The following is a 26,115-nucleotide window of genomic DNA, read 5'->3' on the forward strand; positions in this document are numbered from 1 at the left end:
GGCGATGGAAACCAGAGCAAATTACATCCTGATCGGCGCGTTCACCCTTGCGGGACTGTTGGGCGTATTCGGCTTTTTCCTGTGGTTGGCGAAATTCGAAGTGACCCGGCAATACGCTTACTACGATGTATTGTTCGATAACGTCTCGGGGCTTTCGGCGGCCGGCGGGGTGAATTTCAACGGCCTTCCTGTTGGGCAGGTGATCTCTCTGAACCTGGACGAGGACGATCCGTCCAAGGTTCGCGTGCGAATAGAAGTGGATGCAGATATTCCGATCACCGAAGAAACGATCGCCCAGCTTCAATCGCTGGGTGTTACCGGCGTCGGTTACGTTGAACTTACTGGCGGGTCGCCTACTGCCGAAAGATTGCCGCAGGACAGCGTGATCAAAAGCAAGCGCAGCACCATCCAGTCATTATTTGAAGGCGCACCAAAAGTGCTGGACGAGGCCGTTACACTTCTGGAAAGCCTGAACAAGGTCGTCGACGACAAGAACCGGCAAGCCGTGAGCAGCATTCTGGACAACCTTGCCTCTGCGACTGGCCGGCTGGACAAAACATTGACAAGCTTTGAATCCGTGGCCAGCGACATAGGCAGTGCAGCCAAGGATATTGGTGAATTTTCAAAACGTCTGGACCCTTTGATCGAAACGGCGGATACGACCCTCAAGACCGGCACGGACACGCTCAATTCGGTCAAGTCCGCGTCCGAGTCAGCCAGGGCTGCGCTGGACGAAGCGAAGACGACGATCGAAACGGCAGACCGCATCTTGCAGCAGGACGTTCGACCTTTCATCGAACGCGGGTCGCAACTGGCCGAACGGTTGACCCTCTTGTCGGACGAAGGCAGCGTCACGCTGGGGATCGTGAACGAGACCGTGTTGAACGCCAACACGACACTTGGTTCGATCACATCTGCAATGGACACGGCCAAAGGTGCGCTGTCTTCGGCGGAAACGGCCTTTGAATCGGCCAACCGCGTCATGGAAGAAGACGTGGCGCCCGTTGCGGAAGATATCCGGAAGGCGGCCAACCAGGTCACCGAAACAGTCTCGAACATCACCGGTAAGATCGATCAGATTTCAGACGATGTCCTGAGCGCTTCGAACTCTGCGTCAGAGCTGCTGGGGACAATTGACGGCATCGTTCAGACCAACCGCCGGCAGGTGTCAGACTTCTTGCGGGTGGGTCTGCCGCAATTTATTCGCTTCGTCGAAGAATCCCAACGCCTGGTAATCAGCCTCGACCGTCTGGTGGACAAGGTCGAACGTGATCCTGCGCGGTTTCTGCTGGGCACCCAAGCATCGGAGTTCCGTCAATGATCAAGCCTGCAATTGCAATTCTGACGTTTGCATTGGTCGGTGGATGTGCCGGTTTGGGCACTTTGAAACAAGCCGCGAAACCCAACGATCTGTATCTGTTGACACCCAAAAGCACATTTTCGTCGGCGTTGCCGCGAATACAAAAACAGATCGTAGTTGAAGAACCAACAGCAACCGCCGCTGTGAATACGGATCAGATCGCCATTCAGCCCACCCCGTTACAGGTTCAGTATTTGCCGCGGGCACGTTGGGTGGATCGCGCACCCCTGATCGTTCAGACGCTGTTGATCGAAAGCTTTGAGAATTCTGGCAAAGTCGCTGCCGTTGGCCGGTCAACGGTCGGTCTGCGTGCTGATTACGTGATCGCACCGGACCTGCGCGAGTTTCAGGGGATTGTTGTCGCGGACCCCGAGAACGGAGATAAAATCCGTATCGAAGTGCGCATGAACATCAAGGTCATCGATGAATACGACGACAAGATCATCGCTTCGAATTCGTTTCAGGAAAATGTCGTTGCCGCAAGCGACCAGACATCAGATCTGATCAAAGCGTTTGATTTGGCCTTGGGGCGCGCGATGCGGGATTCTGTTGAATGGAGCATTCGCAGGATCAGCACGCATGTGGCCAACAATCCCAGATCGAACCCCAGTTGAGTTAAGCCACATGTCAAAACAGTAAGCGCGGGCGCAGTTCGCCCACACCTGTTCTGGGTAAACGGTTGTTAACGGATCGGGTCTCAGAAACGAGATGCCGAAGCGCGTTCCCAATCCGCCGCGAATTCCTCGGGCACAACACCTGCTAGCAGCGCACCATCCTCCAGATAGGTGTAGAGGTCACCATAGGTTCGCTCATGCTCGTCCGCCGTGCGCCGCAAAATGTCGCGTGGATGCAGCTCGGACACTTTTTCCTTTCCCATCGCACCCAAGAGTTCGCGGAAACTTTCGAGTGTTGCGTCGTGATACCGGTGAACGCGCCGCCGCTTTTGCGGGATGTTCACAGCGCGCCCGCGCACGGGATCCTGAGTGGCGACCCCGGACGGGCAACGGTTGGTGTTGCAATGCAAGGCCTGAATGCAGCCCACCGCGAACATCATCGCCCGTGCCGCGTTGCACATATCCGCACCAAGCGCGAATTTCTCGACCATGTCGTATCCGGTCGCCACTTTGCCCGCGCAAATGATCCGGACCTTGTCGCGCAGCCCAACGCCACGCAGGCAATTGTTTGCGAAAATCAGCGCCTCGTTCAGGGGCATACCCAGACGGTTGGTGAACTCGACCGGGGCCGCGCCTGTACCCCCTTCTGATCCATCAATGGTGATGAAGTCCGGCAAAATCCCTGTCTCGAGCATGGCCTTGCAGATCGACATGAACTCGGAAGGTTTGCCAATACACAATTTGAAGCCGACAGGTTTGCCGCCGGACATTTCGCGAAGGTCTTGAACGAAGTGCATCAACCCCGAGGGCCCGTCAAAAGCGCTGTGAGTTGGGGGGGAAATCACATCCTGATGCTCGGGCACCCCGCGGATTTCAGCAATTTCGGCATCGACCTTGGCAGCGGGCAGTACGCCCCCATGCGCAGGCTTGGCACCTTGGGACAACTTGATCTCGATTGCCTTGACCACATCCTTTGTGGCCTTTTCGGCGAACTTGTCCTTGTCAAACCCGCCTTCCGGCGTTCGACATCCAAAATAGCCCGTCCCAATCTGCCAGATGATATCGCCGCCTTCGGCCAGATGGTGAGGAGACAACCCGCCTTCACCGGTATTGTGGGCGAAACCTCCGTCTTTTGCCCCGCCGTTCAGCGCGCGGATTGCGTTGGCGCTCAGGGCGCCGAAGCTCATGGCCGAAACATTGAGACGCGAGGCGCTGTAAGGCTTTGTGCATTGTGGCCCGCCCAACATGACGCGATCTTCGCTTTTGTCGACGTGCTTGGGCGCAAGCGAATGATTTGCGCGGTGATATCCGACCTCGTTTATGTCGTATTGTGTTCCGAAGGCCTGCGTATCCATCTGGCCCTTGGCGCGGGAATAAACCAGGCCGCGTACGATCCGGTTATAAGGTCGGCCGCTTTCGTTGGTTTCAACGAAATACTGTCGAATTTCCGGGCTGACGAATTCAAGCATGTACCGGAAATGCCCCAGAACCGGATAGTTGTTCAGCACATTGTGCTTGGTAGTCAAAACATCATAAAGGCCGATGACCGCGTAGGGCACCAAGATGACCAAAAGCCAATGTACTGGTGGCCAGAAGAACCCCAACAGCAACACGAACGGCAGGCAGACATAGCTCAGAAAATAGTAGATCCTGCGTACAATCATGTTCCTGTCTCCTCATGTTTCCGACCGGTGGTTGCGCGTTCCAACAGCACTCAACGTGAAACAGATTGATTTTTAATTGCAAGCTTTCGCGGGAATTTATCCGCCCAAAGACGAAAACGTGAAAGTGCGTTACGGTGGCTCAACAGTTGAACAGGGTGTCGCCAGTGGATATGCCACGCATACCAGAAGGCGACAGGCATACACTTGACAAAGACGCATTCCCAACCCCGACGCGACCGAAAGAGCCTTATGTTTCTCGCCGTCTTTGTCGGAGGGGCGCTGGGATCGTTGTTGCGCGAAGTTTTCGCGCTGGAAATCCCCGGCCTCAGTTTCCTCACGTCGACCTTCGGCATTAACGTGGCGGCCTGTTTTGTCTTGGGGTGGCTGTATTCAATACGTCACAAGGTGCACGCGCATGTTCTGCATCTGGGCGCGGTCGGATTTTGTGGTGGGTTGTCCACCTTTTCATCTTTTGTAGCTGATCTGGAACGTATTGCCGAAAGTGATCTTTGGGCCGTGCCGCTTGCTGTCGGGTTGGAAGTCGCGTTAGGCATTGGCGCTGCCCTGGTCGGAGAGAAGCTGGGCAACCATTTTCATTCCGAGAGGTCACCGTCATGAATGACCTCTATCTTCATGCGATGTTCGGACTGGGCGGAGGCCTGGGGGCGGTCCTGCGTCATTGGCTGGCTTTGAAAGTGCGGCACGATTTGCCCTTTTCGACGTTGATCGTCAATGTATTGGGCAGCCTGCTGCTGGGGATCTGGATCGGCTATCTGGGCGGCCCTGTCGACATCCCCGAGGATCAAAGACGGCTGGTCTTTGGATTCTGCGGCGGGTTCACCACCTTTTCCAGCTTTGCCTATCAATCTCTTGAACTTCGGCGCGAGCGGACTCTGGTTCTGGCAGCTGGCAATATCCTGATCAGCCTGGTGCTGTGCTGGTTCGCCCTGTGGCTTGGGCTGACCTTGACGCGCTAATGCACATGAGCGGCAACATGTGACCCGGGCTTCGGAGCGCGACAAAAGAAAAGCAATGGAATTGTCGCCAAGGCAAGCAGACCCAGATTGTTGAAAACGGTCAAATAGGAAATCATCTCGGCCTGCTTCATGATTTCCTGGCCCAGAATGGCAGCACCTTCAGCGCTGTCCGGCGCAAGGCCAAGCGGGCTCAGATACGCCTGGGCCGCGGGGTTGTAGGGCGTCACATTCTGGCTGAGCACCGCCGTATTGGTCTGCAACCCGCGTACAACCCAGGTGCCGACCAACGAGATGCCAACCGACGACCCCAGTTGCCTTGTCACGTTGAACAGACCAGAAGCTTCGTCCTGCCGGCCTTTACTGATGCTCTCGAAAGCCAGTATCGACATGGGCACGAACACAAGACCCATCCCGAGGCCGCTGATGGCCCCCGGCCATGCGAGCTCCCAAAAACCGGCATTGAGGTTGATGGCCCCCATCATGAAATTCCCTATTGCTGTCAGCAACAGGCCGATGCCCGCCAGCAGGCGCGGATCGAAGCGGTTTACCAGAACTGCGCCGGTCAGAACCATGGACAGCCCTGCGGTCAGGCCACGCGGAATGAACAGATGGCCCGACGCGATGACTGGGAAATCCAGCAGACTTTGAACAAGCGTCGGCAAAATCGCGATGCCCCCGAACAGAGACACGGCAAAACCCGCGATGATCAGATTGCACAGGGCAAAGTTTCGGTCTGCGAACAGACGCAGGTCCACAACCGAATTGCGAGAGGTCAACGCGTGAAAAATGAAACCAAACGCCCCGAGAATTGCTGCGATCACAGCCACCTGGATGACGCGGGACGACATCCAGTCCAGTGTCTCGCCTTGATCCAGAACGAATTGAAGGCACCCGATTCCAATAGCCAGCAGAGCAAGGCCTTTCCAATCGATCTGAACCTCCTCGGTTTTGTCTTCCGGCAATTCTCCGGCCAGCAGAAGCAGCGCAAGGGCCGCCACAGGAACATTGACAAAGAAGACCATCCGCCAGGAAAAATATTCGGTCAGGATTGCACCGACCGTTGGCCCCAGTACCGGCGCCACCACGACGCCCAGACCGAAGATGGCCATTGCCTGTCCGCGCTTTTCCCGCGGGAAGGCATCAAATAGAATGGACTGGGACAAAGGGATCAGGAAAGCGCCGAACATGCCCTGAGCCAGCCGAAAGGCAACGATGACCTCAAGGCTCCAGGACATGCCGCACATCATCGACATGACGGCAAAACCAGTCACCGCCGTCAGGATCAACCGTCGTCGGCCCACGCGTCGGGCGACGAACCCTGTCAACGGCATGATGACCACCGCGGAAACGATATAGCTGGTCAGAATCCATGTCGCCTGATCGGTCGTCGCCCCGAATGCGGCCTGGATATGCGGCAACGCCACATTGACAATCGTACTGTCCAGGACTTCCAGAATGGCGCTGAGAACAACGGCGATCACGATCACCATGTTCACATGGCCGGACGCCGCAGGGGTCATTTGCCGTCCACCGGACCTGTTGTATCTACGACAACTTTGCTGCTGCCTCCGACACGCAAGGGCGCATCGGTCGGGTCAAGCGCGATCCGAACCGGAAATCGCCGGGTGACCTTGACCCAATTCCCGCTCGCGTTTTCCGAGGGCAACAAGGAAAACGTGTCCCCGGACCCTCGCCCGATTGACGCCACCTTACCTGTGAGCGTCGTTCCGCGGAGCATATCGACACGTATCGTGACCGACTGCCCCGGACGAATGCGCGCCAATGCGGTCTCTTTGAAGTTCGCGTCCACCCACCAATCGGACGATTCGACAATCGAGAATTGCGGGGCATTGGCGGACACCGAGGATCCTGGTCGAAGAGTCAGATTGGCAATCCATCCGTCGGCCGCAGCATGGATCTTGGTCCAGGCAAGGTTGGTTTCCGCTATTTCAAGCTGTGCCCGCTCAGACAGGATATCATCCTGTTTGGCCTGCAACCCGCTTTTCAGTGCCAAAAGGCTGGACTGGCTGGTCGTCAACCTTGCAGAGGCTTGGGCGAAATCCGATGCCGTCTGATCCAGCGATGCCTGCGCGACATCGCCTGATGCGAACAGGGCTTTTGCACGTTCAAAACTCTTCAATGCAGTATCGTAGGCCGATTGGGCGCTGTCGACCGAAGCCTCAGCTGCCGCAATCTGTGTGGAATAGGATTTGGCCTGTTGTATCACACTATCCAGATTGGCTTTGGCTGCATCCACAGAAGCCTTGAATTGAGTGTCGTCGATCGTGAAAAGCAGATCGCCGTTTTTCACGGGCTGGTTTTCGATCACATGTACATCGGCCACCTGCCCAGTAACCTGCGCAGCGACGTAGATAATGTTCGCGCTCAGATATGCATCCTGAGTGGACGGGTAGCGCTCTTCGTGCCTCCAGAACAGAACAAGACCGACTGCAATTGCTGCAAGTATCAAAGCCACGGCTGCGATTTTGAGTGGCTTCATTCTCATATCCCTTTCTGAACACGACCCATGAGCATCACATCACATGCATGTGCATTCGTATTGCCAGATTGCCCAGCACCCAGACCGTTCCAAAAATCATGATCAACAGAACCATCGTGGAAAACAGAACCAGATGCAGGTCTTCGCGGCTGCTGCGCCGGCGATCGATGTGCAGGAAATAAACAAGTTGCAGAACAAGTTGGGCCAGACCCAGCAATCCAATTGTCAGGTAAACACCGGGGGTTTCGATCCCAAACAGATGGGCCACGCCGAAGGTCGCAAAAGTCAACAGCAGCGAACCACCGTATCCGATCACATAGCGCCGACGCTCGCGACGGTGCATTTCAGAGCGCTTATCCATAGGTCAGGCCTCCGAAATAAACGATGGTGATGATCCCGATCCAGATCAGGTCCAGAAAATGCCAGAACAGGGCCAACCGAACCACGCGCGAGATAATGACGTCCGTCATCCCTTTCACGCGCAACTGGATACCCAGAACGATCAGCCACAAGCACCCAGCGGCGACGTGCAAGCCATGCAGCGGAACAAGTCCGAAGAAAGCCGACAAGAAACCGCTGCGCTGCGGAATGCCACCTTGTTCCGCCATGGCCATGAAATCACGCACCTCTAGCACTAGGAAGCTGATGCCCAGAAAAAGCGTGACGCCAAACCACAAGACAATGCGAGCGCGCGGCAGATTGTATTTCAGCGCCAGCATGGCAAGGCCAACCGTCAGACTGCTTGTCAACAGGATGAGCGTCTGCGCAAAGACGCTTTTGAGATCATACAGCTCGTGCGGGCCGGGACCACCGGCCTGTGCATCGATCATCGTGATGTAAATCGCAAACATCAGGCCGAAATAGACCAGGTCGCTCATCAAAAAGACCCAGAACCCGAAGGTGACGACCTCGGTCGCCTTGTCAGCACTCGCGTGACGTTCCCCCAGGTTGATACCCGGATAGCTGTGGGTGGGCGCGCGCTTCATGTCACCGCCTCCAGATCGGGACGGGCGAGGCCGCGATTTTCCGAAGACGTCTCGAAATCGCGATCCACCGCCTTTTCACCGTGAACCAATGCAAGCCAGGCTTCGTGATCCTTGCGCACTTCTTCCGCCGGTATGGTCAGCTCGGTACTGTCGTCGAACGTCCAGACGATCACCGCCAGGATCATCAGAACCGTCATCAATGCAGCCAACCACCAGATCCACCAGACCAGCGCGAACATCCAGATACCACTCATGACACACAGAACGAACCCAATGCCTGTATTGCGCGGCAAATCGATATCTTTATAGGCGTCGGGCGTTGGGTAGGCTGCCCCCTTTTCCTTTGCTGCCGCAAAATCATCCCGGTCCGTAACGGTTGGGATGATCGCAAAGTTGTACGGCGGCGGCGGCGACGGAACAGACCATTCCAACGTCCGTCCATCCCATGGATCTCCAACGGGAACGCGGGTCTTTTCGCGGTCACGGATGCTGACCCAAAGTTGGATCAGAACCGAGAACAACGCGCAGGTAATCACCAGCGCCCCGACGATCGCCACCATCATGAAGGGATGGAAAGATGGGTCATCATAGCTGAAAGAACGGCGCGGCATCCCCATCAGTCCGACGAAATAAAGCGGCATGAAGGTCAGCAAAAATCCTATGGTCCAGAGGGCAACCGTGACGCGGCCCCAGAATTCGTTCAGGCGAAATCCGAATGCCTTGGGGAACCAGTAGTTGTAGGCGGCCAAAAGTCCAAACAGCACACCCGGCAACAGTACGTTGTGGAAGTGGGCCACCAGGAACAGCGTATTGTGTACCTGATAATCCACGGTCGGATTGGCCAGGATCACCCCGCTCAGGCCACCAATCACGAACAACATCAAAAATGCCAAACCATACAGCATCGGCACCGAGAACCGGATGCGCCCCCGCCACAAAGTCGCCATCCAGTCATAGACTTTTACACCGGTGGGAATGGCGATCAGCATGGTTGCGATACCAAAAACGGCGTTGATCAGGGCGCTCTGCCCCATGGTGAAGAAGTGGTGCAGCCAGACGGTAAACGACAGAACCGCGATCGACATCGTGGCGATGACGAGCGAGTTGTAGCCGTAGAGCCTCTTGGCCGAAAAAGTCGCAAAAACTTCGGAGTAGATGCCGTAGGCAGGCAGAACCAGCAGGTAAACCTCGGGGTGGCCGAACAGCCAGAACAGATTGGCATAGTTCATCATGTTGCCGCCGAGGTCATTGGTGAAAAAGTGGAAGTCCAAATAGCGGTCCGCGGCCAGCAAAAGCGCCGCGACGCCCAGCGGCGGCATGGCAAAGACGATCAGGATCGAACTGCAAATGATGGTCCAGCAATACATCGGCAGCCGCATGAAGGTCATGCCCGGCGCGCGCATCTTGTAGATCGTCACGGCAAAATTGATACCGGTAAGCGTCGTGCCGATACCCGATACAACGATCGCCCAGATCCAGTAGTCCGGCCCAACGCCCGGACTGAAGGCGGCCCCGGTATACGGCGGGTAGGCCGTCCAGCCACCGGTCGAGAACCGCCCCACGACCAGCGAAACCATAAGCATCATACCGGAAGACACCGTCAGGCCCAGACTGATCTGGTTCAAGCGAGGGAACGCCACATCCCGCGCCCCGATCATCAGCGGGACGACATAGTTCGCGATACCAAAGACAAAAGGCACCGCGACAAAGAAAATCATGATCGTGCCATGGGTGCTGAACAGCTCGGCGAAATGTTCGGCTTCCAGGAACCCGTCGCCCGGGCCCGCGGCTTGCTGCGCGCGCATGACAACGCCTTCCAACACGCCGCGCGCCAGCATGACGATGGCAAAGACGACATACATGATCCCTATCTTCTTGTGATCAACACTGGTCAGCCAATCGCGCCAGAGGGGCGTCCACAACCGAAACCAGCTGAGCAGGCTGACCACGACGACAACGCCAACCAAGACGATTGCGGCCGCGGCGTTGGCAACGATCTCATTCGCGTTCGGGTTCTGGATCAACCCTGTGATCGGAAGCGCATCCCAGTCGAGGCGGCCGAGGAATCCTGAATAGGACGGCGTCATTGCTGCACCACCTGCCCGAAGGATGCCGTTCCCGGCTGTTGATCAACCGGCAGCGCTTTGCCGCTGTGATAGCGGTGCAGGATCGTTTGAAACAAATCTTGTTCCATCGTGAAGTACAGCGCGTCCTTTGGCATTTTGTCGGTGCCCAGCGCCGCCTGCACCTCATCCCTGTCTGTCCGCATCGCGAGCATCTGATACGTTTCCGGGTCCAGTCGGATACCATTTTCGCGCACTTTCTGGGCCCAGCTTTCAAATTCATCACTGTTCATGGCAACGGTACGAAATTTCTGTTTGGTAAAACCCCGCCCGTTGTACTGCGTGTTCTCGCCTTGCATGATCTCGGGGACGTCCGCGACCAGATGCAGTTGGGTGGTCATTCCCGGCATCGCGTAAATCTGGCCCGCCAGCGCAGGGATCATGAAGGATTGCATGACGGTATCGGTGGTCAGCGTCATAGCCACTTGCTTTTTGGTGGGAATGCCGAACTCGCCCACACTGGCAATACCAAGATCGGGATAGATGAACAGCCACTTCCAATCCAGCCCGACAACCTGCACGCGCAAGGCCGGATCTTCACCAAACGCCGACGCGTATGGATCAAGCCGATGGGTGGCCTTCCAAAGGTAGAACGACAGGAGCGCCACAATCACAACGGGCACACCCCACATGAGGAATTCCAGTTTCGCGGAAAAATCCCAATCCGGTCGGTAAGCTGCGTGACTGTTCCTTCTGCGGCGATAACGAAACGCGATCAACGGCACCAGTATCAGCACAGGGATAACAGCCACCATGATCAAAGCGGTCGCCCGCAGCAGATGCGTTTTCTGGATGGCGGCAATGGGTCCTTGCGGATCCATGAAACTGTCGCTGGCGGAAACCATGTGCGGCATCGACACAAACAGGATCACCGCCATCGCAAGCAAAGGGATTGGATTGGGCGTTTTTACATGTGCCATGACTGACTGCCCCTTCCTCATACAAAATATCATTCGACTATCGACAAGTGCGTGAATTTTCTCAAGAGTTTTTCAAACCACCAATTGCCCAAGTCTATCCCGATTCAACTTCGGGTAAATGGGCCCAAGCCATTGCGGCATCTTCCCGTTGACTTGCAATCCCAACCGGGACAGACAAAATGACGATGCGTATTCTGGTATTCTCTTTCGGGTTCATCCTGCTCTTTCAGCCCTTGTTGGCACAGGATCGTGCGGCGATCGAACGCCAGTTTCAGTCGTGGTTGCAAGAAACCATTTGGCCTCGGGCAAAGGCCAAAGGTGTGACACGCGAGACGATGCAAGCAGCCCTTTCCGGCGTGACCCTTGACTGGAAATTGCCTGATCTGGTGCCTCCGGGAAGCGCGCGCAAAACGCCCAAGGTCCAGAAGCAGGCCGAGTTTGGCTCACCCGGTCGCTATTTCAATCCGGGGTCGGTACAAGGCGCAACATCGGCAGGACGGGAAATGGCACGGCGCCATGCCGCAACTCTGGCGGCGGTCGAAGCCGAAACCGGCGTTCCTGCCCGCATTATTCTGGCGATCTGGGGAAGAGAGAGCGGATACGGACAGGTTCCGATCCGGCATGATGCTTTCCGGGTACTGTCGACCAAGGCTTTCATGAGCACCCGGGCAGACTATTTCACAGCCGAGCTTGTTGCCGCGCTGCAAATCGCAGAAGCAGGGCACCAGCCCGCCCGGCAAATGAAAAGCAGTTGGGCTGGCGCTTTGGGTCAGCCTCAGTTCATGCCGTCCAACTATTTGTCCTATGCTGCCGACGGCAACGGCGACGGAGCGGCTGATATTTGGGGGTCACCCGAAGATACGATTGCGTCAATCGGAAACTACCTCATGAAACACGGCTGGGTTCCTGCACGGGATTGGGGATTCGAGGTTGTCGTACCCCAAAATGTCTCTTGCGCTTTGGAAGGCCCCGATCAGGGGCGACCTATTCAGGACTGGGTTGAGATGGGTGTACGTCGCGTCTCGGGCAAACCCTTTCCAGCCCATGAGCTGCGTGGTGACGGGTACTTGATGATGCCCGCAGGACGACATGGTCCGGCATTTCTGGTCACGCCAAACTTCTACGTTCTGAAGGAATACAACAAAAGCGACCTGTATGCCTTGTTTGTCGGCCATGTTGGCGACCGTATTCAATACGGTATCGGAGATTTCAATGGTGCTTGGGGAAAGGTCGGCGGGCTGTACAGATCTGATATCGCCAAGATGCAGCAGGCGTTGGAACAAAAAGGGCATGATGTCGGAGGGGTCGATGGGCTGCCGGGGTTCAAAACGCGTCGTTCGATCGGTCGATGGCAAGAGACCCTGGGCATCGAACAGACCTGCTTTCCGGATGCGCTGATGAAAACAAGCCTGGCCCCGTGAGGCAAACCAAGTTGTTCAGCCGACTCTGACACCCGGCCGGCTCATCGATCCAATGTGCAACAATCAGGCGCTTCCAGAACCTATCAACGGAACCTCGTAACAATTGTTGCCCATTCGAAAACAAACTCTAAAAGGGAAAATCAAAAACTCGGATGCGTTGAACAAGGCGGTCAGCCGCCCTTGTGGAAGTAAGAAACTCTGTCCGTCTGCACCCTTTGACGCGGTATGTCCTTCAGACCCCGTGCTTCCGAAAATGAGGGTTGTGGGCTGCTTTGGGCGGGTCGCGGTTTCCGGTTGGGAAAACCACGCAAAAATAACACGATACGCGGTGCGGCAACACAGTCGGGTCGGTTCGGGGAACCTCGTGATCTGCAAGATACGCCGCGAAGAACAAGCCTATGAATTTTTCGTGATGGACCAATGCGATATATCCCGCTCTTCACCGTGCAGTCAGCCAATGATCCAAGCACATGGTACGCAAATTCAGTATGGATACCGCATCAGAGCGGACTTTTGACTCCTCCCTGGCAAGGTGGCACGATTTGACTGATAGCAGCCTGATCCATCAGGCATCATTGATTGACAGGGCATTGCGGCCTATGAGGACATTCCGGACATTTCCTGCTCTGCTGGCAAAACTTGATAATTGAGAGGCACCATGACACGCAAAGTTACCAAAGCGGTTTTTCCTGTAGCGGGCATGGGAACGCGTTTTTTGCCAGCGACAAAATCCGTTCCAAAAGAAATCATGACGCTGGTGGATCGTCCATTGGTGCAATACGCAATTGACGAAGCCCGTGCAGCCGGGATCAAGGAATTCATTTTTGTAACGTCACGCGGGAAATCCGCGCTGGAAGACTATTTCGACCACAACCTGGTGCTGGAGCAGGAGCTGAAAGCCAAAGGCAAAAACAAACTTCTGGACGTGCTGAACAAAACGAATATGGAAAGCGGCGCGATCGCTTATATCCGCCAGCACAAAGCTCTGGGGCTTGGACACGCGGTCTGGTGCGCCCGGCGGCTGATCGGCGATGAACCATTTGCCGTCATGCTGCCTGACGACGTCATCGCCGCCGACAAACCCTGTCTGCAACAGATGATCGAGGCCTACGGAGACACCGGTGGCAACATGGTCGCGGCGATGGAAGTTCCGAAGGAAAAGACCAGCTCTTACGGCGTGCTCGATGTTGGCGACAATATCGGGTCCGTCGTCCCCACCCGAGGCATGGTTGAAAAGCCTGACCCATCAGAAGCGCCATCCAATTTGGCAGTCATCGGCCGGTACGTGCTTCGGCCGTCCGTTTTGAACAACCTCAACGCAAAAAAAACCGGAAGCGGTGGCGAAATCCAGCTGACCGACGCCATCGCCCAGGACATTGCCGCCGGAGTGCCGGCCTACGGCTATAAATTCGATGGTCAGCGATTTGATTGCGGTTCAAAATCAGGCTTTTTGCAAGCCACCGTTGCTTTTGCTCTTGCCCGCGAAGACCTGCGCGATGATCTGAGCCAATATCTGAATGACATTGTCGCCACGGGGAAAGCTGCTCAGTAGTCACAGATTGTTTTACTTGACCAAAAACATGGCAATACTGTCAGTCACCCGCAATTCGAAGGCACGTGCATGACCAATACAGTCTACCCCGTCATTCTTTGCGGTGGTTCGGGAACACGTTTGTGGCCCCTGTCGCGCAAAAGCTATCCCAAGCAATTCGTTCCTCTGGTCGGTGAAACAAGCCTGTTGCAGAATTGCGCGGAACGGATGCTCGGCCCTTCTCAGGCCCCGTATGCAAAGCCACTTGTTCTGACCAACGAGGCTTTTCGCTTTATTGTCCCGGAACAATTGATGGCCGTCGGAATTGACCCCGGCCCAATTCTGATCGAGCCCGAAGGTCGAAACACCGCCCCCGCTGTTCTTGCTGCAGCCTTGTATCTGGCGGCGCGAGATCCGGATGGCATCATGCTGGTGGCGCCGTCTGATCACGTGGTTCCGGACATGGACGCCTTTCATCAAGCCGTCGCCGAAGGCGTACGGGCAATAAGTGAACGGCGCGATCTGGTAACTTTCGGCATCACTCCAACGCACCCGGAAACCGGATACGGCTATCTCAAACTCCGCCATCCGCCGGATACGTCCCAAGAAGCTGTTCCATTGGATCGTTTTGTGGAAAAACCTGACCGGAAAACGGCCGAGGCTATGCTGTCGGATGGCAGCTATCTTTGGAACTCGGGGATCTTCCTGTTTGCAGTTCGCGATATCCTTGCAGCTTTTGAACAGCACGCGAGCGAACTGATCCCGCCGGTTCAAAAGGCCGTAGCCGAGGCAAAAACGGATTTGGGATTTCTTCGACTGGACCCGGCGGCATGGGCAGGTGTGGAAGACATTTCGATAGACTATGCAGTGATGGAAAAGGCCCTGAACCTGAGCGTGGTGCCTTATTCCGCTGGCTGGTCCGATGTCGGAAGCTGGACCGCGGTCCAAGAGCTGTCGAACCCCGATGAAGACGGTGTGGCGACCAACGGAGAAGTAACAGCAATCGACTGCCGCAATGCACTGATACGGTCCGAGTCTCCGGCACAGGAAGTCGTGGCAATGGGTTTGGAAAACGTAATTGCCATTGCGATGCCCGATGCGGTTCTGGTCGCGAGCATGGACAAGGCCCAGGACGTGAAACAGGCCGTTGCAGCGCTGAAGGCCAAGGGGGCGAAGCAGGCAGAATCCCTGCCGGTGGATCATCGTCCGTGGGGCTGGTTCGAAAGCCTTGTGATCGGAGACAGGTTTCAGGTCAAACGCATCCATGTGCATCCCGGTGCGTCGCTCAGCCTGCAATCTCACCATCATCGTTCCGAGCATTGGATCGTGGTTGAAGGCACGGCCAAGGTCACTATCGATGATCAGGAGCGTTTGGTAACCGAAAACCAATCCGTCTATATCCCACTGGGAGCGACACACCGAATGGAAAACCCCGGGAAAGTTCCCATGGTTTTGATCGAAGTTCAGACTGGCACCTATCTGGGTGAAGACGACATCATCCGATACGACGACATCTACGCCCGAGATTGATTCCCGGGCATTGCTCTGCACGGGAACGCCTATCGGCGGGTTCTCCGCAGACATCAGAATCTTACCAAAATCTTCCCTGGGCGGTCGGCCCGGTCAGACAGGATTGACGCGCTTTGCGGCAGGGTAGCGCGCAACCGAAGCTTCGGACCGACGCCACAGGAGGACCCCCCGTGTCACAAACATCCCCCCGATTGAACCTGCCTTTGCTGCAACCGGCACAAGCGCAAAAACACGTTACCCACAACGATGCCCTGAGACAGCTCGATCTGGTCGTGCAACTCTCGGTACGGTCCACAGATTCCGGGACACCTCCTGTTGTCCCCGAGCAAGGCGAAGTTCATGCCCTTGGAGCCAACCCGACCGGGGACTGGACAGGACATGCCGGTGAACTTGCCGCCTGGCTGGACAACGCCTGGCATTTTGTGGCCCCCGACATTGGCTGGCGCGCCTGGGATGAAGCGGCCGGAGATCTGAAATACTGGACAGGAACAGCCTGGGCCCCCCTTCCAGTCAGCACTCAGAACCTGGACGGAGTCGGGGTCGCGACCAATTCAGACAGTACGAACCGTTTATCCGTTCGCAGCCCGGCGACCTTGCTGAGCCACGAAGGCGGCGGGCATCAGCTGAAGATCAACAAAGCCAGCGCAGGTGATACCGCGTCGCTGTTGTTCCAATCGAACTGGACGGGTCACGCGGAAGTGGGACTGTCTGGCACAACCGGATTTTCCATCAAAGTGTCTCCTGACGGCGGCAATTGGACTGAAGCGATGACTTTTGATCCTGTAGCCGGAACCGTGTCGGGGGCAGCTGTTCAGGCGGACGCCAGCGACACGACTTCGGGCCGACTGATGCGCGCCGACTACGGATACGGCCCTGGAAACCTTCTTGGAACAGTGGCGGAAAACGCAGGTGTTCCGACCGGCGCTGTCATTGAGCGCGGCAGCAATGCCAACGGAGATTATGTGCGGTTTGCCGACGGCACTCAGATCTGTACGGCCACTCTTGCGCCCGTGGCCTGCACGACTGCTGAGGGTGCTCTTTTCAAAAACGGCCCAATAACCTGGGATTTTCCGGCTGACTTTTCGACGCCCCCGAACCTGAACGGTACCGGAGGTATTGCAACCCGTTTTACCGGGTTTGATACACCTTCGTCGTCCCAATCGACATTCATTGTCTTCTCGGCGATCTCGGATGCGGCAGCCTTGGCGCCATCCGTCACGGCCATTGGTCGCTGGTTCTGACAGGCAGGGCCGCCTGGATACCGGAATCAGGCGGCCAATCCGACAGCAGATCGGTTGCGACCCGTTCCGCGTTTACCCGCGCCACCAGATTTGCAGCCCTTCATCACACCGGCAAAAGCAGAATGGTTGGTGGAGCGCCCGCTCACGGAACGCAGCAAACAACTTGTAAGAAAAAGTTTGCACCGACCAAACATGCACGCCTCCCCGACTGACGTCTCGTACCAAGTCAAAGCCGAAGACAATATTCGTTTACAATCAATCAGAATCGGTAGGTCGCCCCGATCACCGGCCCGGACTGATGGAACTCGAAATCATTGCCGCCAATCTCATGGTCGAAGGCGATATAGCGATATCCGCCACGGATCACCCATCTGTCATTGATAGCATAATCTGCCGTCAACAGAACCTGCCACGTTTCGCTGTCACTGCGGAAGCCGCCATAATCAACGAACCCGGTTCCCGTCCATTTGTCGGAAAAAACGTAACGTATTCTTGCGCCAATGACCGGGTCTACCCAATCGTCGTCCACAACGGTCGTGCGCCCAGATGCCGAACCGGACGTTAGTGTGAAATTGGTTTCGGTGCTGAACCATCTGAAACCACCGGCAATGTCCAGTTGAACGGAAGGATCTTCATAGACCCGATAGGCCACGTACCCACTTAGGAACTGGGTGGTGAATGATGTATCGAGAGTGGATCCAGACGGACCGGCACCACTGTTGCTGAAGGATAAATTTGTATAATTGTAGTCAGCCAGCAGGCTCCAACGCCCATTGGATGCCGCAAACGCGCCCATAAAGGCGAAATCCAGGTTGCTCAGAGCGTCAGAAAAACTCAACGTGCCGTCCAATGTTCCTGACGGGGTTTCGATAGACGTTTCCGTTTCAGGCATGAAAAGGTAAATCGTCGCTTCATGGGACCAATCGCTTTGCTGCGCGGAAGCGGTTGTGCCAAACGCCGCAACCAAGGCCAAACCCGTGCCTTTTATTGCCAGTTCTGTTTTCATCTCGTCCCTCCGATGTTTCAGATGTAATTCAGCTTTTTGGTGATCCAGAACAGGATTTCCGCCAACACACCGATTGCGCCCGCCTTGTCCGTAACCACCAGCGCAGTGCCGGAAGTCCCGAATGGAAAATCTTCGATATTGATCTGGTCCGGAACTTCGATTAGCACCGGATAGCTGGACACGCCAGCCAGGTCGCGCAGTGAAGGAAGGCCCGTGCGCGAGTCAACAACGCCCTCTGCCGTTCCTACGGGCAACGATATGACGGTCCCTGGTAATTCGCCGCCCGGCTGGATTCGCAGCGCAAGGCGGATCTGGTCGCCGACGGAAACGTTCATGCGACTTGATTGGGGCAAACTTGCGATCAGATGGCGGTCATGGGGGACAACAAAAGAGATCGCCCCCTGTGCGATAGATACACGATTACCGGGACGCAGAGAAACGGCGGTGACAAAGCCGTCTTCCGGCGCGCGCACGACTGTTTGTTCCAGCTTCCAAAGCGCCTGCGCCAAAGCCTGCTCAGCCTCGACCACGCCGGCATCAATGCCGTCGATCTTGGCGGCAATCCGCCGCTCCAGACCGGCTTTGCGCGCCTCGGCCGCGCGCAGGCTTGCGGACAATTGATCGATGGCAGACACGGCTTCCTGCAACTGGAAGGTCGTCGATGCCCCCCGCTTCTCAAGATCGACAATGTCGTCACGGCGCTGGACGCCAAAGGTCAATTGCGCGGTGAGGGATTCAATGTCGGCTTCCGCCGCTGCCAGATCGGACTGGAACTGATCTGCCGCAGAACGCGCAGTTTCAAGACTGGCTGTCAGCCGGGCGACTTCGATCCGAAAGGATGTATCGTCAATCCGGAACAGCGGATCCCCTTTCGCAACCCGCTCATTGGGGCGAACCGAAACGTCAACAACAGTACCTGACACATTGGGGGCAATGTTGGTGGCAACGCCTTGCACCGAAACAGGCCCTGTCGGTGTGGTGTGGTTGAGGGCACCGATTACAACCAGAGCAATGATTGCGGCACCCCCATAGACGACAGATTTCCAGAACCGGTTCCATGGAAGCAGCCCCAGCTTGGAAAACGCCACCCAGATCACTCCGAAATAGAGACCTAAGACAATAAGCATATGTTTACTCCATTGCGCAGAGCTGCTGATACCAGCGGGGCGCAAGATTGGTTTCGGATGCGGCCAAGAAGTACGCCAACGCTTGCCCTATTTGCGTGTCGATTTCGCGGCCGCGCATTTCTGTTGACGCGCGCGGCCTTGTTTCATTGTTGCGCCGAAGATCGTTTGACCATGAAAGCCTCGACTGCCTGTTGCGTTTCCGGCCGCAGGTTTTCAATTCCTTCATACGGCATTCCTGTGGCCGGGCCAGTATCGGGGAACAGCTCTTTTCTCGCCATGTGGCGTCCCAGTATGCGGACGAACTCCTGCCCGCCCCAAGCACCAACTTCGGTCGAAACCGGGTACTTTTCGTGCGTGTCGCGCATCACATCAAAGAAATCTGCAATGATCGCGTTTTGACCCGGCCCGGGCAGGTTGAGCTTCAGCTTGTCCTTGACGACCGCCTTTGGGGTATTCACCGAATAGATGATCACGTGATCACGCCGACCTTTGCTTTCATCTTGAAACAGGATCGAGGCAGATTGATCCACGCCATCAATCAACCGGTCTCGGGGAATATGCTGAACCGCGCCGCCGAAACGAGCCAGCGTCGTATAAAGATCAGACACATGAATAATGTTGTTGATCATGCTGTCTGGTTCAATCAGAGCCGGCCACCTTATGAAAGCGTCCACGCGAACGCCGCCCTCGGTCGTATCGCCTTTGCCTCCGCGATAGACCATTGGCGTAAAACCAGATGCCGGTGAATACTTGGTGAAGTGGCCGTTATCGCCCATCAACACGACAATCGTATTATCCGCCACGCCAAGCTCGTCCATGCGCGTGAAGATTTCGCCCAAATACGTATCCAGCTCTTGCAGTTTGTCGGCGTACAGACCTCCATTGACGCTTTCCGGCCCGTCACGCCCGGCCCGCGTGTTGTCCAGCGGGATCATCGGCCAATACTGTAGGAAGAAAGGCTCAGTACCGCCGGCCAAGCGTTCCAGTTCACTCAGGGTTTTGTCCTGAAAAGCTTGGTTCATCTCATCATATTTGGCTGCGTTCCAACGCTCACCCGGCTCCATTCGGATCTCACGAACAGGTCCGCCGGCATTTCCTTCGATCACCGTGGCCATGGCCGATGCATCGGGGCGGAACCAGTCGTCGATCGTGTAATCGTCGACAAAATCTGCGATACCAACCGAAACCTGCTCGCGGATTGCATCGTCATTGAAAATCGTCAACTGACCCTGTTGATGAACGGCGTGCTGCGCATAGTCGAACCCCTGGTTCATTGCCCAGCTCTCGGCAATGTCACCCATGTGCCACTTCCCGACATGCGAGGTTGCATATCCTTCGGCCTTCAATACCTCGGCAAGCGTCACTTCTTCTCCGGGCAAACCGAAACCGGCGATGTCGACGGTCGTATCACCCATTCCGATCCGAACCGGCAGACGACCGGTCGTCTGGGCCACACGTGTCGGGGTGCAGGATGGCTCGGTGTACATGCGCACCATGCGCATCGCTTCGTCAGAAAAATCGTTGATGTTTGGGGTACTGATGCCGCGTACCGCGTTCAATTCTGGGATACCCATATCCCCAAAACCGATGTCATCGACCAGAATACTGATGATGTTCGGGGGGTTGCCACCGTTCTCGTCTCGAAATGCCGCAAGAGCCTGATCAACGGCTGTATCGTCCTGTTCCCAGGCATCCTTGTTCTGGGCCTGAAGGATATAAAACTCGGAATCATGCGCAATGGGTGCATCCTGCGCGTAGGCAGGTGCGCTGATCGCCAGAGAACCCAGCAAAAACAACTTGAGATCCATTTCTTTAGGTTTCCTTTTTCCTTGGGTTTTCTTCTCGCTCCAGACCCTGTGCGATAAGATCGTGGGCGACACTGGAAAGTGTCTGACCGGTTAAATCCGCAAGACGCGTAAGCCTGTGACGCTGTGAAGGTGTAAGAAGGGTCACGATCCGTTCCGACCGCACTTCTGCTTTCGGAAGCGGAGGGCGACCACGTTTGGGCGCGGAAAGCGGATCGGGCAATTTCATTTGAACATATTCCTATGTTTCGACTAAGCTTTTCATGCAAACTACAGGGGAGATATTTTGCACCGCATCAAAAAATCGACAAAACTAGACTTGGCCCCGCCCGAAGCGCCCCGGTTTTTTGCGGCCACTTTCCGTGATCCGAACCAGATCGCCGCAATATCCAAATGGGATATGGATTTCCGTCAGATCGAAGACGGCGAAATGCAGGCTGATTTCAAGGTTAGATCCGGCCCGCTTATTTCCGTTATGAAGTTTGGTTTCTCGCGGCGTGTGCACCAGATCGGCGCGTCTCCGAAGGGGCACATCACATTTGGCATCCCTACCCATTCAAGACTGACGGACTGGAACGGTACCAGCATCGAAACGCCACCGTTTCTGTCCTTCGGCAGCGGCGATGAGTTCGACTGTATCAGCGACAGCGGGTTCGGCGGATATACGATGACCGTTGAAACTGAGAATGCGATGAAAATAGGCGAGAAGCTGGGGATCGCAGTTTCTGATACGGAATTCCGGGCATTTTTGTTACCTGCAACGCCACCTGATCGCTCGGCTGCGCTTTTGAACGACATTCAGACTTTGTTGGCGAACCCAAATTCGTCAGAACAGGGCGAAACCCATTTGATCGAAGAGATACTGCGGATCGCTTTGGGGGGCGGGGCGGATCGCAGGGAACCGCGGATAAACCGAAAAGCTCTGGCACTTGCTGCGGCCATTGATCGGATGACGGCGACCCCGGACGAAAACGTCCCCATCAGCGAGATCTGCGGGGATATCAGTGTGTCATTGCGCACATTGGAACGCGCGTTCAACGAAAAATTCGGTATCGGCCCAAAGGCCTATTACACAAGGCTCCGCCTTAACAGGGTTCGCAGCCTGCTTGCAGAACAAGGCAAAGATCTGTCAATTTCTGACGCCGCAAACCGATATGGCTTTTGGCATATCGGGCAGTTCTCACAAGATTACAAAAAGTGTTTCGGCGAATTGCCATCGGCCACTGTCGATTGAAAACACTTGGCTTTGTGCTGTTTGTGACCATGGCCTTTCATGGAAGCAAAATCGAAACCGCGCAAAAGCTCAGCAGGTCAGGCTCGGGCCGCATTCCATTTCAGGCACATGCGCCGTCATGATTCACAAAATCTTGCTCAACTTGCAACTTCGCCACGGTTCAAAAACCGCTTATGCGTTCTATCAGCCAGTACATTGACACTGAGCCGATCCCATACGCGGTCAAGACCGTGGCATGTTTGCCAACCGGGAACGCGATCAGCCGCCAGGTCGCCATCAAAAGAGCCAAGGCAGCAATAAAACTCAGCTGCCCGGCTTCGACACCGAGGTTGAAGGCCAGCAATGCCGCGGGAATATCGTTAGTGGGCAACCCGATATCAGCCAATGCCCCTGCAAAACCTAGGCCGTGCAAAAGCCCGAACCCGAAGCATACGATCCAGGGTTTCTGTTTTGAAAGCCGGAACCGTCCTTCGCCACCTTTGACGATCTCCATCGCCAGAAAAACGATGGACAGTGCGATAACGGCCTCGACCGGTGGTCCGGGAACATTCAAAACGCCCATCGTTGCCAGCGCCAAGGTTATTGAATGCGCAAGTGTGAACGCTGTTACGGCTCCGACAAGTTTCCATGGATCGCGGACCAGAACAAACAGCGCAAAGACAAACAGAAGGTGATCCCAACCTTCCAGTATGTGTTCAAATCCCAACTGGGAATATGCGGCAAACACTGACCATGTCGACTGTTCAGAAGGTATGATTTGAACATTGATATCCGGTGTAAAACGAAACGTAGTAGGTTGCGCATCCTGGGGATGCACACGCGCCAGCACGTCGTTTCTCTGAGTCTCAAGGCCCTCAATGGCAATGGGTTGGCCCGCGATACCCGCCTGGCATTCGACGACCCAGGACGAAACCCACCCTCGACCGTCGGATATGGGATCCGGGCCACGCGCCGGAGTGCAGCCATCTGGCAAAACTGCGTCAATCGCCATCGGTTGGCCATTCACGTCGGGCTTTCGCCAATGAACGCTCCAGGTGTCAGAGGCAATCTGACGAATTTCCAGAAATCCCGGATCAAGCGCGTGCGCAGCAGCGAAATTTGCAGGCCACACAAACAGCAGCGCAAACAGGAAGCAGATCAAAGCTCTCATTTAGCCGGGCCTGAAAGATCGGGGGCCACAATCTCGTATTTTTCGGCCAGAGACTGATATTGCGCTTGCGCCAGATCTTCACTCATCGCGCGGCGCCAGTCCCGCAGCACCGTATTGTGAATTTCAGCAAGTGGCGGTGTTCGGCTGGGCTCGACCGCAACGACCTCGACAAGGTGGATACCGTAACCTGACCGGATCGGTCCCGTCCACTGACCTGTTACGACCTCTGTTATGCTTTGCGAAAACCCTCCTCCAAAGACCGACTCGACAACCCGCGTCGCGGACAAAGGCATTGATGCCGGCAGCAAGGTCGAACCGCCCAGATCGGAGATGTCTTGCTTGGCGCGCAGGGTGGCCAGGGCTTTCTCGATTTCGGCCTCTCCGGGCTCCTCTCCAAGAAAGGCCTGATTAAAAGCCACCATGACAGGCGTTGCATAGCGTTCCGCGTTTTCCTGAAGAAAAACCTCCAGATCTTCGTCATTCGGAACGATGGAAGTGGCAATGGCTTCGGTCAGATAATCCATTTTTTGGCTCAGCCGGGTCCTTATCAAGGGATCTCCGCGATCCAGACCAAGTTGTCTTGCCTCCCGGACCAGAACCTCTTCACGAATGGATGCGTCGACCAAAGCCTTCAGTTCCGCATCGCTTGGAGGGCGTTTCCACTGCGCTTCGAAACGAGCGGACAAAAGCGCAACGTCATCCTGGTCGAGTGTTATTTTCTCAAGATATTCAACGTTCTCGCTTTCCGGCGCTACAATATGGAACCAAACAAAAATTGCCGCTCCTATCAAAAAAAAATGGAGCAGAGGTTCTTTCAGTACTCGCATCAAGCCTCCTGCGTGAAACGTGGCCAGATTGTTTGTTCAGATGTTGGCGTCATCGGGTCGGGTTTTTGCATGATGATGCCCTCCGCGTGTTACAGTAACGCGGAGGACGCACCGAGGTAAGGTCATTAACTCGGCTTGTGTTCCAATCGCAGAACGGATCACTCTGCCGGGGTGTACCAGATCGGGGACGAATAGGCGCGTTCCTGATGCGTAAGCACTGCATCCTCGGGCAATTCGATGCCATATCTCAACTTGTCATACAGGATCCAACGCGGCGTTGGAATTTCGATGGCGCGGACGTAGTAAAATGCGCGCGCATTCGGATCGAAATCCGGGTCTGACCATACGGTGACAAGTTCGGCCGTTCCGATTGTGTTGGTCCAGCTGGCAGTATCCACGTCCACAGTGTTTCCAACCGCAGGGACTTTGCCGTTTTGATCGACCTCGCGGTTATCCGACCATGCGACGTCGTAGACCTTTTCCTGCAAGGCACCTTCAGAATCGAGCCATCCCTTTATCACTTGAACACGGTCAAGATTGGCACCAACCGGGTCGCGCAGAGCGGCGATCAGGAAGCTTGGCGCAGCCTCACCCTCGCGCGGGCGCAGGTCCGAACCCATTGGCACCCCTTTGGTATAGCCAACATTGGCCAGAAAACGGGTTTCAACATCAGCTTCACTGAAATCCCATCCGCCAAAGAACCGCAGGCCGATCCTTGGCCCGGTCGTTGCATAGGTTTCGCGGCGCTTGAACGCGTCAAAGATCGCCGCGCGTGTATTCTCAGTAGCCCAGACAGCCGTGTATCCGGAGGCGACAAGCAGGTCGCCGGGAATTTCACCAAGGTCATTGGCTATGAACGGATGCTTGATACGCGAGGCTGAGGGCTCGACGCTGACGGATTTTCCAAAGAAGTTGTCTTCTTCGGCCGTGGCTAGAGAGGTATGGCTGTCCGTCGCACCCCCCATGCCGAATTTATAGGGGTTCACGCCAAACTTTTCTTCCAGCATCAATCCGCGTTTCAATGCCTCTCGGGCGTATTCTCCGGCCAGCATGTCATCGGTTTTCAACTCGGTTATGTCCAGATTGCCGACGTCCCAGTTCTCGTAATCGGCAAATTCATCATCCGGGCTCAGGAAAGGATGCGCTTCACCGTCACCCTTTATCTGGGTGACTTCGTAATGGGGCTCCCATTTTGCGCGGGCCGCGACATATTCCTCGTCAACCTTGCCGCCGTGATACGTGTCTTCAGTTGGGAACATCCACCCATTTGACAGGTTCCCGTTATGGGCAAAGGCAACTGCACGCCCCCCCGTTTTTTCCTGATACTCTTCAAGCCAGGCATAAAGCGCCTTTGGATCCGTATCACCGTAAGGCGGCTGCGTGACCGGCGGCACCATTTGAAGCGCCCTGATTGGCCCATCCCGCAGCATGACATTACGGTGCAAGTTGAACCCTTTCGGTACCGAGGTCCATTCAAAGCCGATGAAAGCGGTAAAAGTGCCGGGGTCATTGTGCCGCTCTGCCGCCAGAACGATGCTTTCCCAGGTAAAGGCAAATGCATCGGCACCGGGGCTGTACGATTCCAACAGGATTTCCGGCAGTGTCATTTGCGAAAAATTGGTGATGATGTCGAAAGCCGCTTTACCGGCTTCTTCCCCGCCGGCCTTGTACCCCTTGTACCACTCCAGTCCTTTGGGATCAGAAAGAACGCCCGGCTTGCCAGCCTGCAAATCCGGCGCGAACCCCATCAGGTCCGTGTGATCCGTGAGAACCATCCAATCCAATGGTCGTGACAGTCTTACAGGCTGGCCCGTTGAAGAAATGACTTGCTCACCCTTGGCGAAACGCCACGCCTCATCCGGCAGCAAGGTGTTCCCGAAAGCACCCGCATCCAGCGAAAGCCCGGTGTGAAGGTGAGTGTCCCCCCATAATGGACGTTCAGGAAATGTGCGTTGGGCGTAAGGGGAATACGGCTGATCAGAAAACAATCCCTCGGCAGCATCTTCGCTGGGTACGGCGTCGGCACCAACAACAGCGGGGACCAATATGAGTGAGATTATGCAAGCAGACTTCCGAAACAAAGTGACCTCCCAGTTCAG

General features: G+C 55.8%; 23 protein-coding genes. 9 read left to right on the forward strand and 14 right to left on the reverse strand.

The annotated features are described in order from the left end of the window. Positions 1-4: 4 nt before the first annotated feature. Together ACR0LI_RS14955 and ACR0LI_RS14960 are read left to right on the forward strand one after the other, a co-directional pair. The gene (locus ACR0LI_RS14955) at positions 5-1,321 is read left to right on the forward strand and encodes an MlaD family protein (RefSeq protein WP_171636364.1); all 1,317 of its coding nucleotides are present in this window, start codon (positions 5-7) and stop codon (positions 1,319-1,321) included. Then, positions 1,318-1,974 (forward strand): ABC-type transport auxiliary lipoprotein family protein, encoded by a 657-nt coding sequence (locus ACR0LI_RS14960; RefSeq protein WP_171636366.1) that lies wholly within the window; start codon positions 1,318-1,320, stop codon positions 1,972-1,974. Before ACR0LI_RS14955 ends, ACR0LI_RS14960 begins: the two co-directional genes overlap by 4 nt. An 83-nt stretch (positions 1,975-2,057) precedes the next feature. On the opposite strand, the gene ACR0LI_RS14965 is transcribed toward ACR0LI_RS14960, so the two are convergent. Further along, complete coding sequence (locus tag ACR0LI_RS14965) at positions 2,058-3,638, reverse strand: FMN-binding glutamate synthase family protein (protein ID WP_480718762.1); 1,581 nt, start codon at positions 3,636-3,638, stop codon at positions 2,058-2,060. A gap of 249 nt (positions 3,639-3,887) precedes the next feature. On the opposite strand from ACR0LI_RS14965, the gene ACR0LI_RS14970 reads away from it, so the two are divergent. Together ACR0LI_RS14970 and crcB are read left to right on the forward strand one after the other, a co-directional pair. After that, entirely contained in the window at positions 3,888-4,256 is a 369-nt protein-coding gene (locus tag ACR0LI_RS14970) for a fluoride efflux transporter FluC (RefSeq protein ID WP_480621061.1), read from the forward strand. After that, positions 4,253-4,615 carry a fluoride efflux transporter CrcB gene (gene crcB, locus ACR0LI_RS14975; protein WP_171724559.1) on the forward strand — a complete coding sequence of 121 codons (363 nt, stop codon included), beginning with the start codon at positions 4,253-4,255 and terminating at the stop codon, positions 4,613-4,615. Before ACR0LI_RS14970 ends, crcB begins: the two co-directional genes overlap by 4 nt. Here the strand turns inward: crcB and ACR0LI_RS14980 are convergent. From ACR0LI_RS14980 to ACR0LI_RS15005, 6 genes are read right to left on the reverse strand one after another with little or no spacing between them, the layout of a single operon-like run. Continuing rightward, positions 4,612-6,135 (reverse strand): DHA2 family efflux MFS transporter permease subunit, encoded by a 1,524-nt coding sequence (locus tag ACR0LI_RS14980; protein ID WP_480718763.1) that lies wholly within the window; start codon positions 6,133-6,135, stop codon positions 4,612-4,614. The genes crcB and ACR0LI_RS14980 overlap by 4 nt on opposite strands. Continuing rightward, the gene (locus ACR0LI_RS14985) at positions 6,132-7,115 is read right to left on the reverse strand and encodes an HlyD family secretion protein (protein ID WP_480718764.1); all 984 of its coding nucleotides are present in this window, start codon (positions 7,113-7,115) and stop codon (positions 6,132-6,134) included. Before ACR0LI_RS14985 ends, ACR0LI_RS14980 begins: the two co-directional genes overlap by 4 nt. Before the next feature lie 34 nt (positions 7,116-7,149). Then, positions 7,150-7,476 carry a cytochrome o ubiquinol oxidase subunit IV gene (locus ACR0LI_RS14990; RefSeq protein ID WP_224856200.1) on the reverse strand — a complete coding sequence of 109 codons (327 nt, stop codon included), beginning with the start codon at positions 7,474-7,476 and terminating at the stop codon, positions 7,150-7,152. Then, positions 7,469-8,101: a cytochrome c oxidase subunit 3 gene (locus tag ACR0LI_RS14995; RefSeq protein ID WP_480491018.1), complete on the reverse strand. Its 633-nt coding sequence runs from the start codon at positions 8,099-8,101 to the stop codon at positions 7,469-7,471. Before ACR0LI_RS14995 ends, ACR0LI_RS14990 begins: the two co-directional genes overlap by 8 nt. Beyond that, the gene (locus tag ACR0LI_RS15000; protein ID WP_480718765.1) at positions 8,098-10,188 is read right to left on the reverse strand and encodes a cbb3-type cytochrome c oxidase subunit I; all 2,091 of its coding nucleotides are present in this window, start codon (positions 10,186-10,188) and stop codon (positions 8,098-8,100) included. Before ACR0LI_RS15000 ends, ACR0LI_RS14995 begins: the two co-directional genes overlap by 4 nt. Then, on the reverse strand, positions 10,185-11,144 hold the full coding sequence (locus ACR0LI_RS15005) for a cytochrome ubiquinol oxidase subunit II (RefSeq protein ID WP_480718766.1): 960 nt from the start codon (positions 11,142-11,144) through the stop codon (positions 10,185-10,187). The genes ACR0LI_RS15000 and ACR0LI_RS15005 overlap by 4 nt, the downstream gene beginning before the upstream one ends. A gap of 179 nt (positions 11,145-11,323) precedes the next feature. On the opposite strand from ACR0LI_RS15005, the gene ACR0LI_RS15010 reads away from it, so the two are divergent. From ACR0LI_RS15010 to ACR0LI_RS15025, 4 genes are all read left to right on the forward strand, one after another. After that, the gene (locus ACR0LI_RS15010) at positions 11,324-12,565 is read left to right on the forward strand and encodes a lytic murein transglycosylase (protein ID WP_480718767.1); all 1,242 of its coding nucleotides are present in this window, start codon (positions 11,324-11,326) and stop codon (positions 12,563-12,565) included. A 658-nt stretch (positions 12,566-13,223) separates the two neighbouring features. Continuing rightward, positions 13,224-14,117 (forward strand): UTP--glucose-1-phosphate uridylyltransferase, encoded by an 894-nt coding sequence (locus ACR0LI_RS15015; protein ID WP_480621053.1) that lies wholly within the window; start codon positions 13,224-13,226, stop codon positions 14,115-14,117. A 69-nt stretch (positions 14,118-14,186) separates the two neighbouring features. Continuing rightward, entirely contained in the window at positions 14,187-15,626 is a 1,440-nt protein-coding gene (locus ACR0LI_RS15020; RefSeq protein ID WP_480491012.1) for a mannose-1-phosphate guanylyltransferase/mannose-6-phosphate isomerase, read from the forward strand. Positions 15,627-15,796: 170 nt separating this feature from the next. Next, positions 15,797-16,867 carry a DUF2793 domain-containing protein gene (locus ACR0LI_RS15025; protein WP_480718768.1) on the forward strand — a complete coding sequence of 357 codons (1,071 nt, stop codon included), beginning with the start codon at positions 15,797-15,799 and terminating at the stop codon, positions 16,865-16,867. A 259-nt stretch (positions 16,868-17,126) separates the two neighbouring features. Here ACR0LI_RS15025 and ACR0LI_RS15030 read toward each other — a convergent pair whose 3' ends face one another. From ACR0LI_RS15030 to ACR0LI_RS15045, 4 genes are all read right to left on the reverse strand, one after another. After that, positions 17,127-17,873: an outer membrane protein gene (locus tag ACR0LI_RS15030; RefSeq protein WP_480718769.1), complete on the reverse strand. Its 747-nt coding sequence runs from the start codon at positions 17,871-17,873 to the stop codon at positions 17,127-17,129. Positions 17,874-17,890: 17 nt separating this feature from the next. Next, a complete protein-coding gene (locus tag ACR0LI_RS15035; RefSeq protein WP_480718770.1) occupies positions 17,891-19,000 on the reverse strand; it encodes an HlyD family secretion protein in 1,110 nt (369 codons plus the stop codon). Between the two features lie 143 nt (positions 19,001-19,143). Continuing rightward, positions 19,144-20,808 (reverse strand): sulfatase-like hydrolase/transferase, encoded by a 1,665-nt coding sequence (locus ACR0LI_RS15040; protein WP_209835065.1) that lies wholly within the window; start codon positions 20,806-20,808, stop codon positions 19,144-19,146. Between the two features lie 4 nt (positions 20,809-20,812). Beyond that, the gene (locus ACR0LI_RS15045; protein ID WP_480491007.1) at positions 20,813-21,034 is read right to left on the reverse strand and encodes a hypothetical protein; all 222 of its coding nucleotides are present in this window, start codon (positions 21,032-21,034) and stop codon (positions 20,813-20,815) included. A gap of 57 nt (positions 21,035-21,091) precedes the next feature. Here ACR0LI_RS15045 and ACR0LI_RS15050 point away from each other — a divergent pair, with 57 nt between their 5' ends. Beyond that, complete coding sequence (locus ACR0LI_RS15050) at positions 21,092-22,039, forward strand: AraC family transcriptional regulator (protein ID WP_480491005.1); 948 nt, start codon at positions 21,092-21,094, stop codon at positions 22,037-22,039. 160 nt (positions 22,040-22,199) lie between these two features. Here ACR0LI_RS15050 and ACR0LI_RS15055 read toward each other — a convergent pair whose 3' ends face one another. The 3 genes from ACR0LI_RS15055 to ACR0LI_RS15065 all read right to left on the reverse strand — a co-directional run bounded on the left by ACR0LI_RS15055 (position 22,200) and on the right by ACR0LI_RS15065 (position 26,061). Continuing rightward, entirely contained in the window at positions 22,200-23,189 is a 990-nt protein-coding gene (locus tag ACR0LI_RS15055) for a HupE/UreJ family protein (RefSeq protein WP_480718771.1), read from the reverse strand. After that, positions 23,186-24,016: a peptidyl-prolyl cis-trans isomerase gene (locus ACR0LI_RS15060; RefSeq protein ID WP_480718772.1), complete on the reverse strand. Its 831-nt coding sequence runs from the start codon at positions 24,014-24,016 to the stop codon at positions 23,186-23,188. Before ACR0LI_RS15060 ends, ACR0LI_RS15055 begins: the two co-directional genes overlap by 4 nt. A 158-nt stretch (positions 24,017-24,174) precedes the next feature. Further along, the gene (locus tag ACR0LI_RS15065; protein ID WP_480488798.1) at positions 24,175-26,061 is read right to left on the reverse strand and encodes a DUF3604 domain-containing protein; all 1,887 of its coding nucleotides are present in this window, start codon (positions 26,059-26,061) and stop codon (positions 24,175-24,177) included. Positions 26,062-26,115 lie beyond the last annotated feature (54 nt).

It is taken from the genome of Ruegeria sp. CL7, assembly GCF_056536445.1.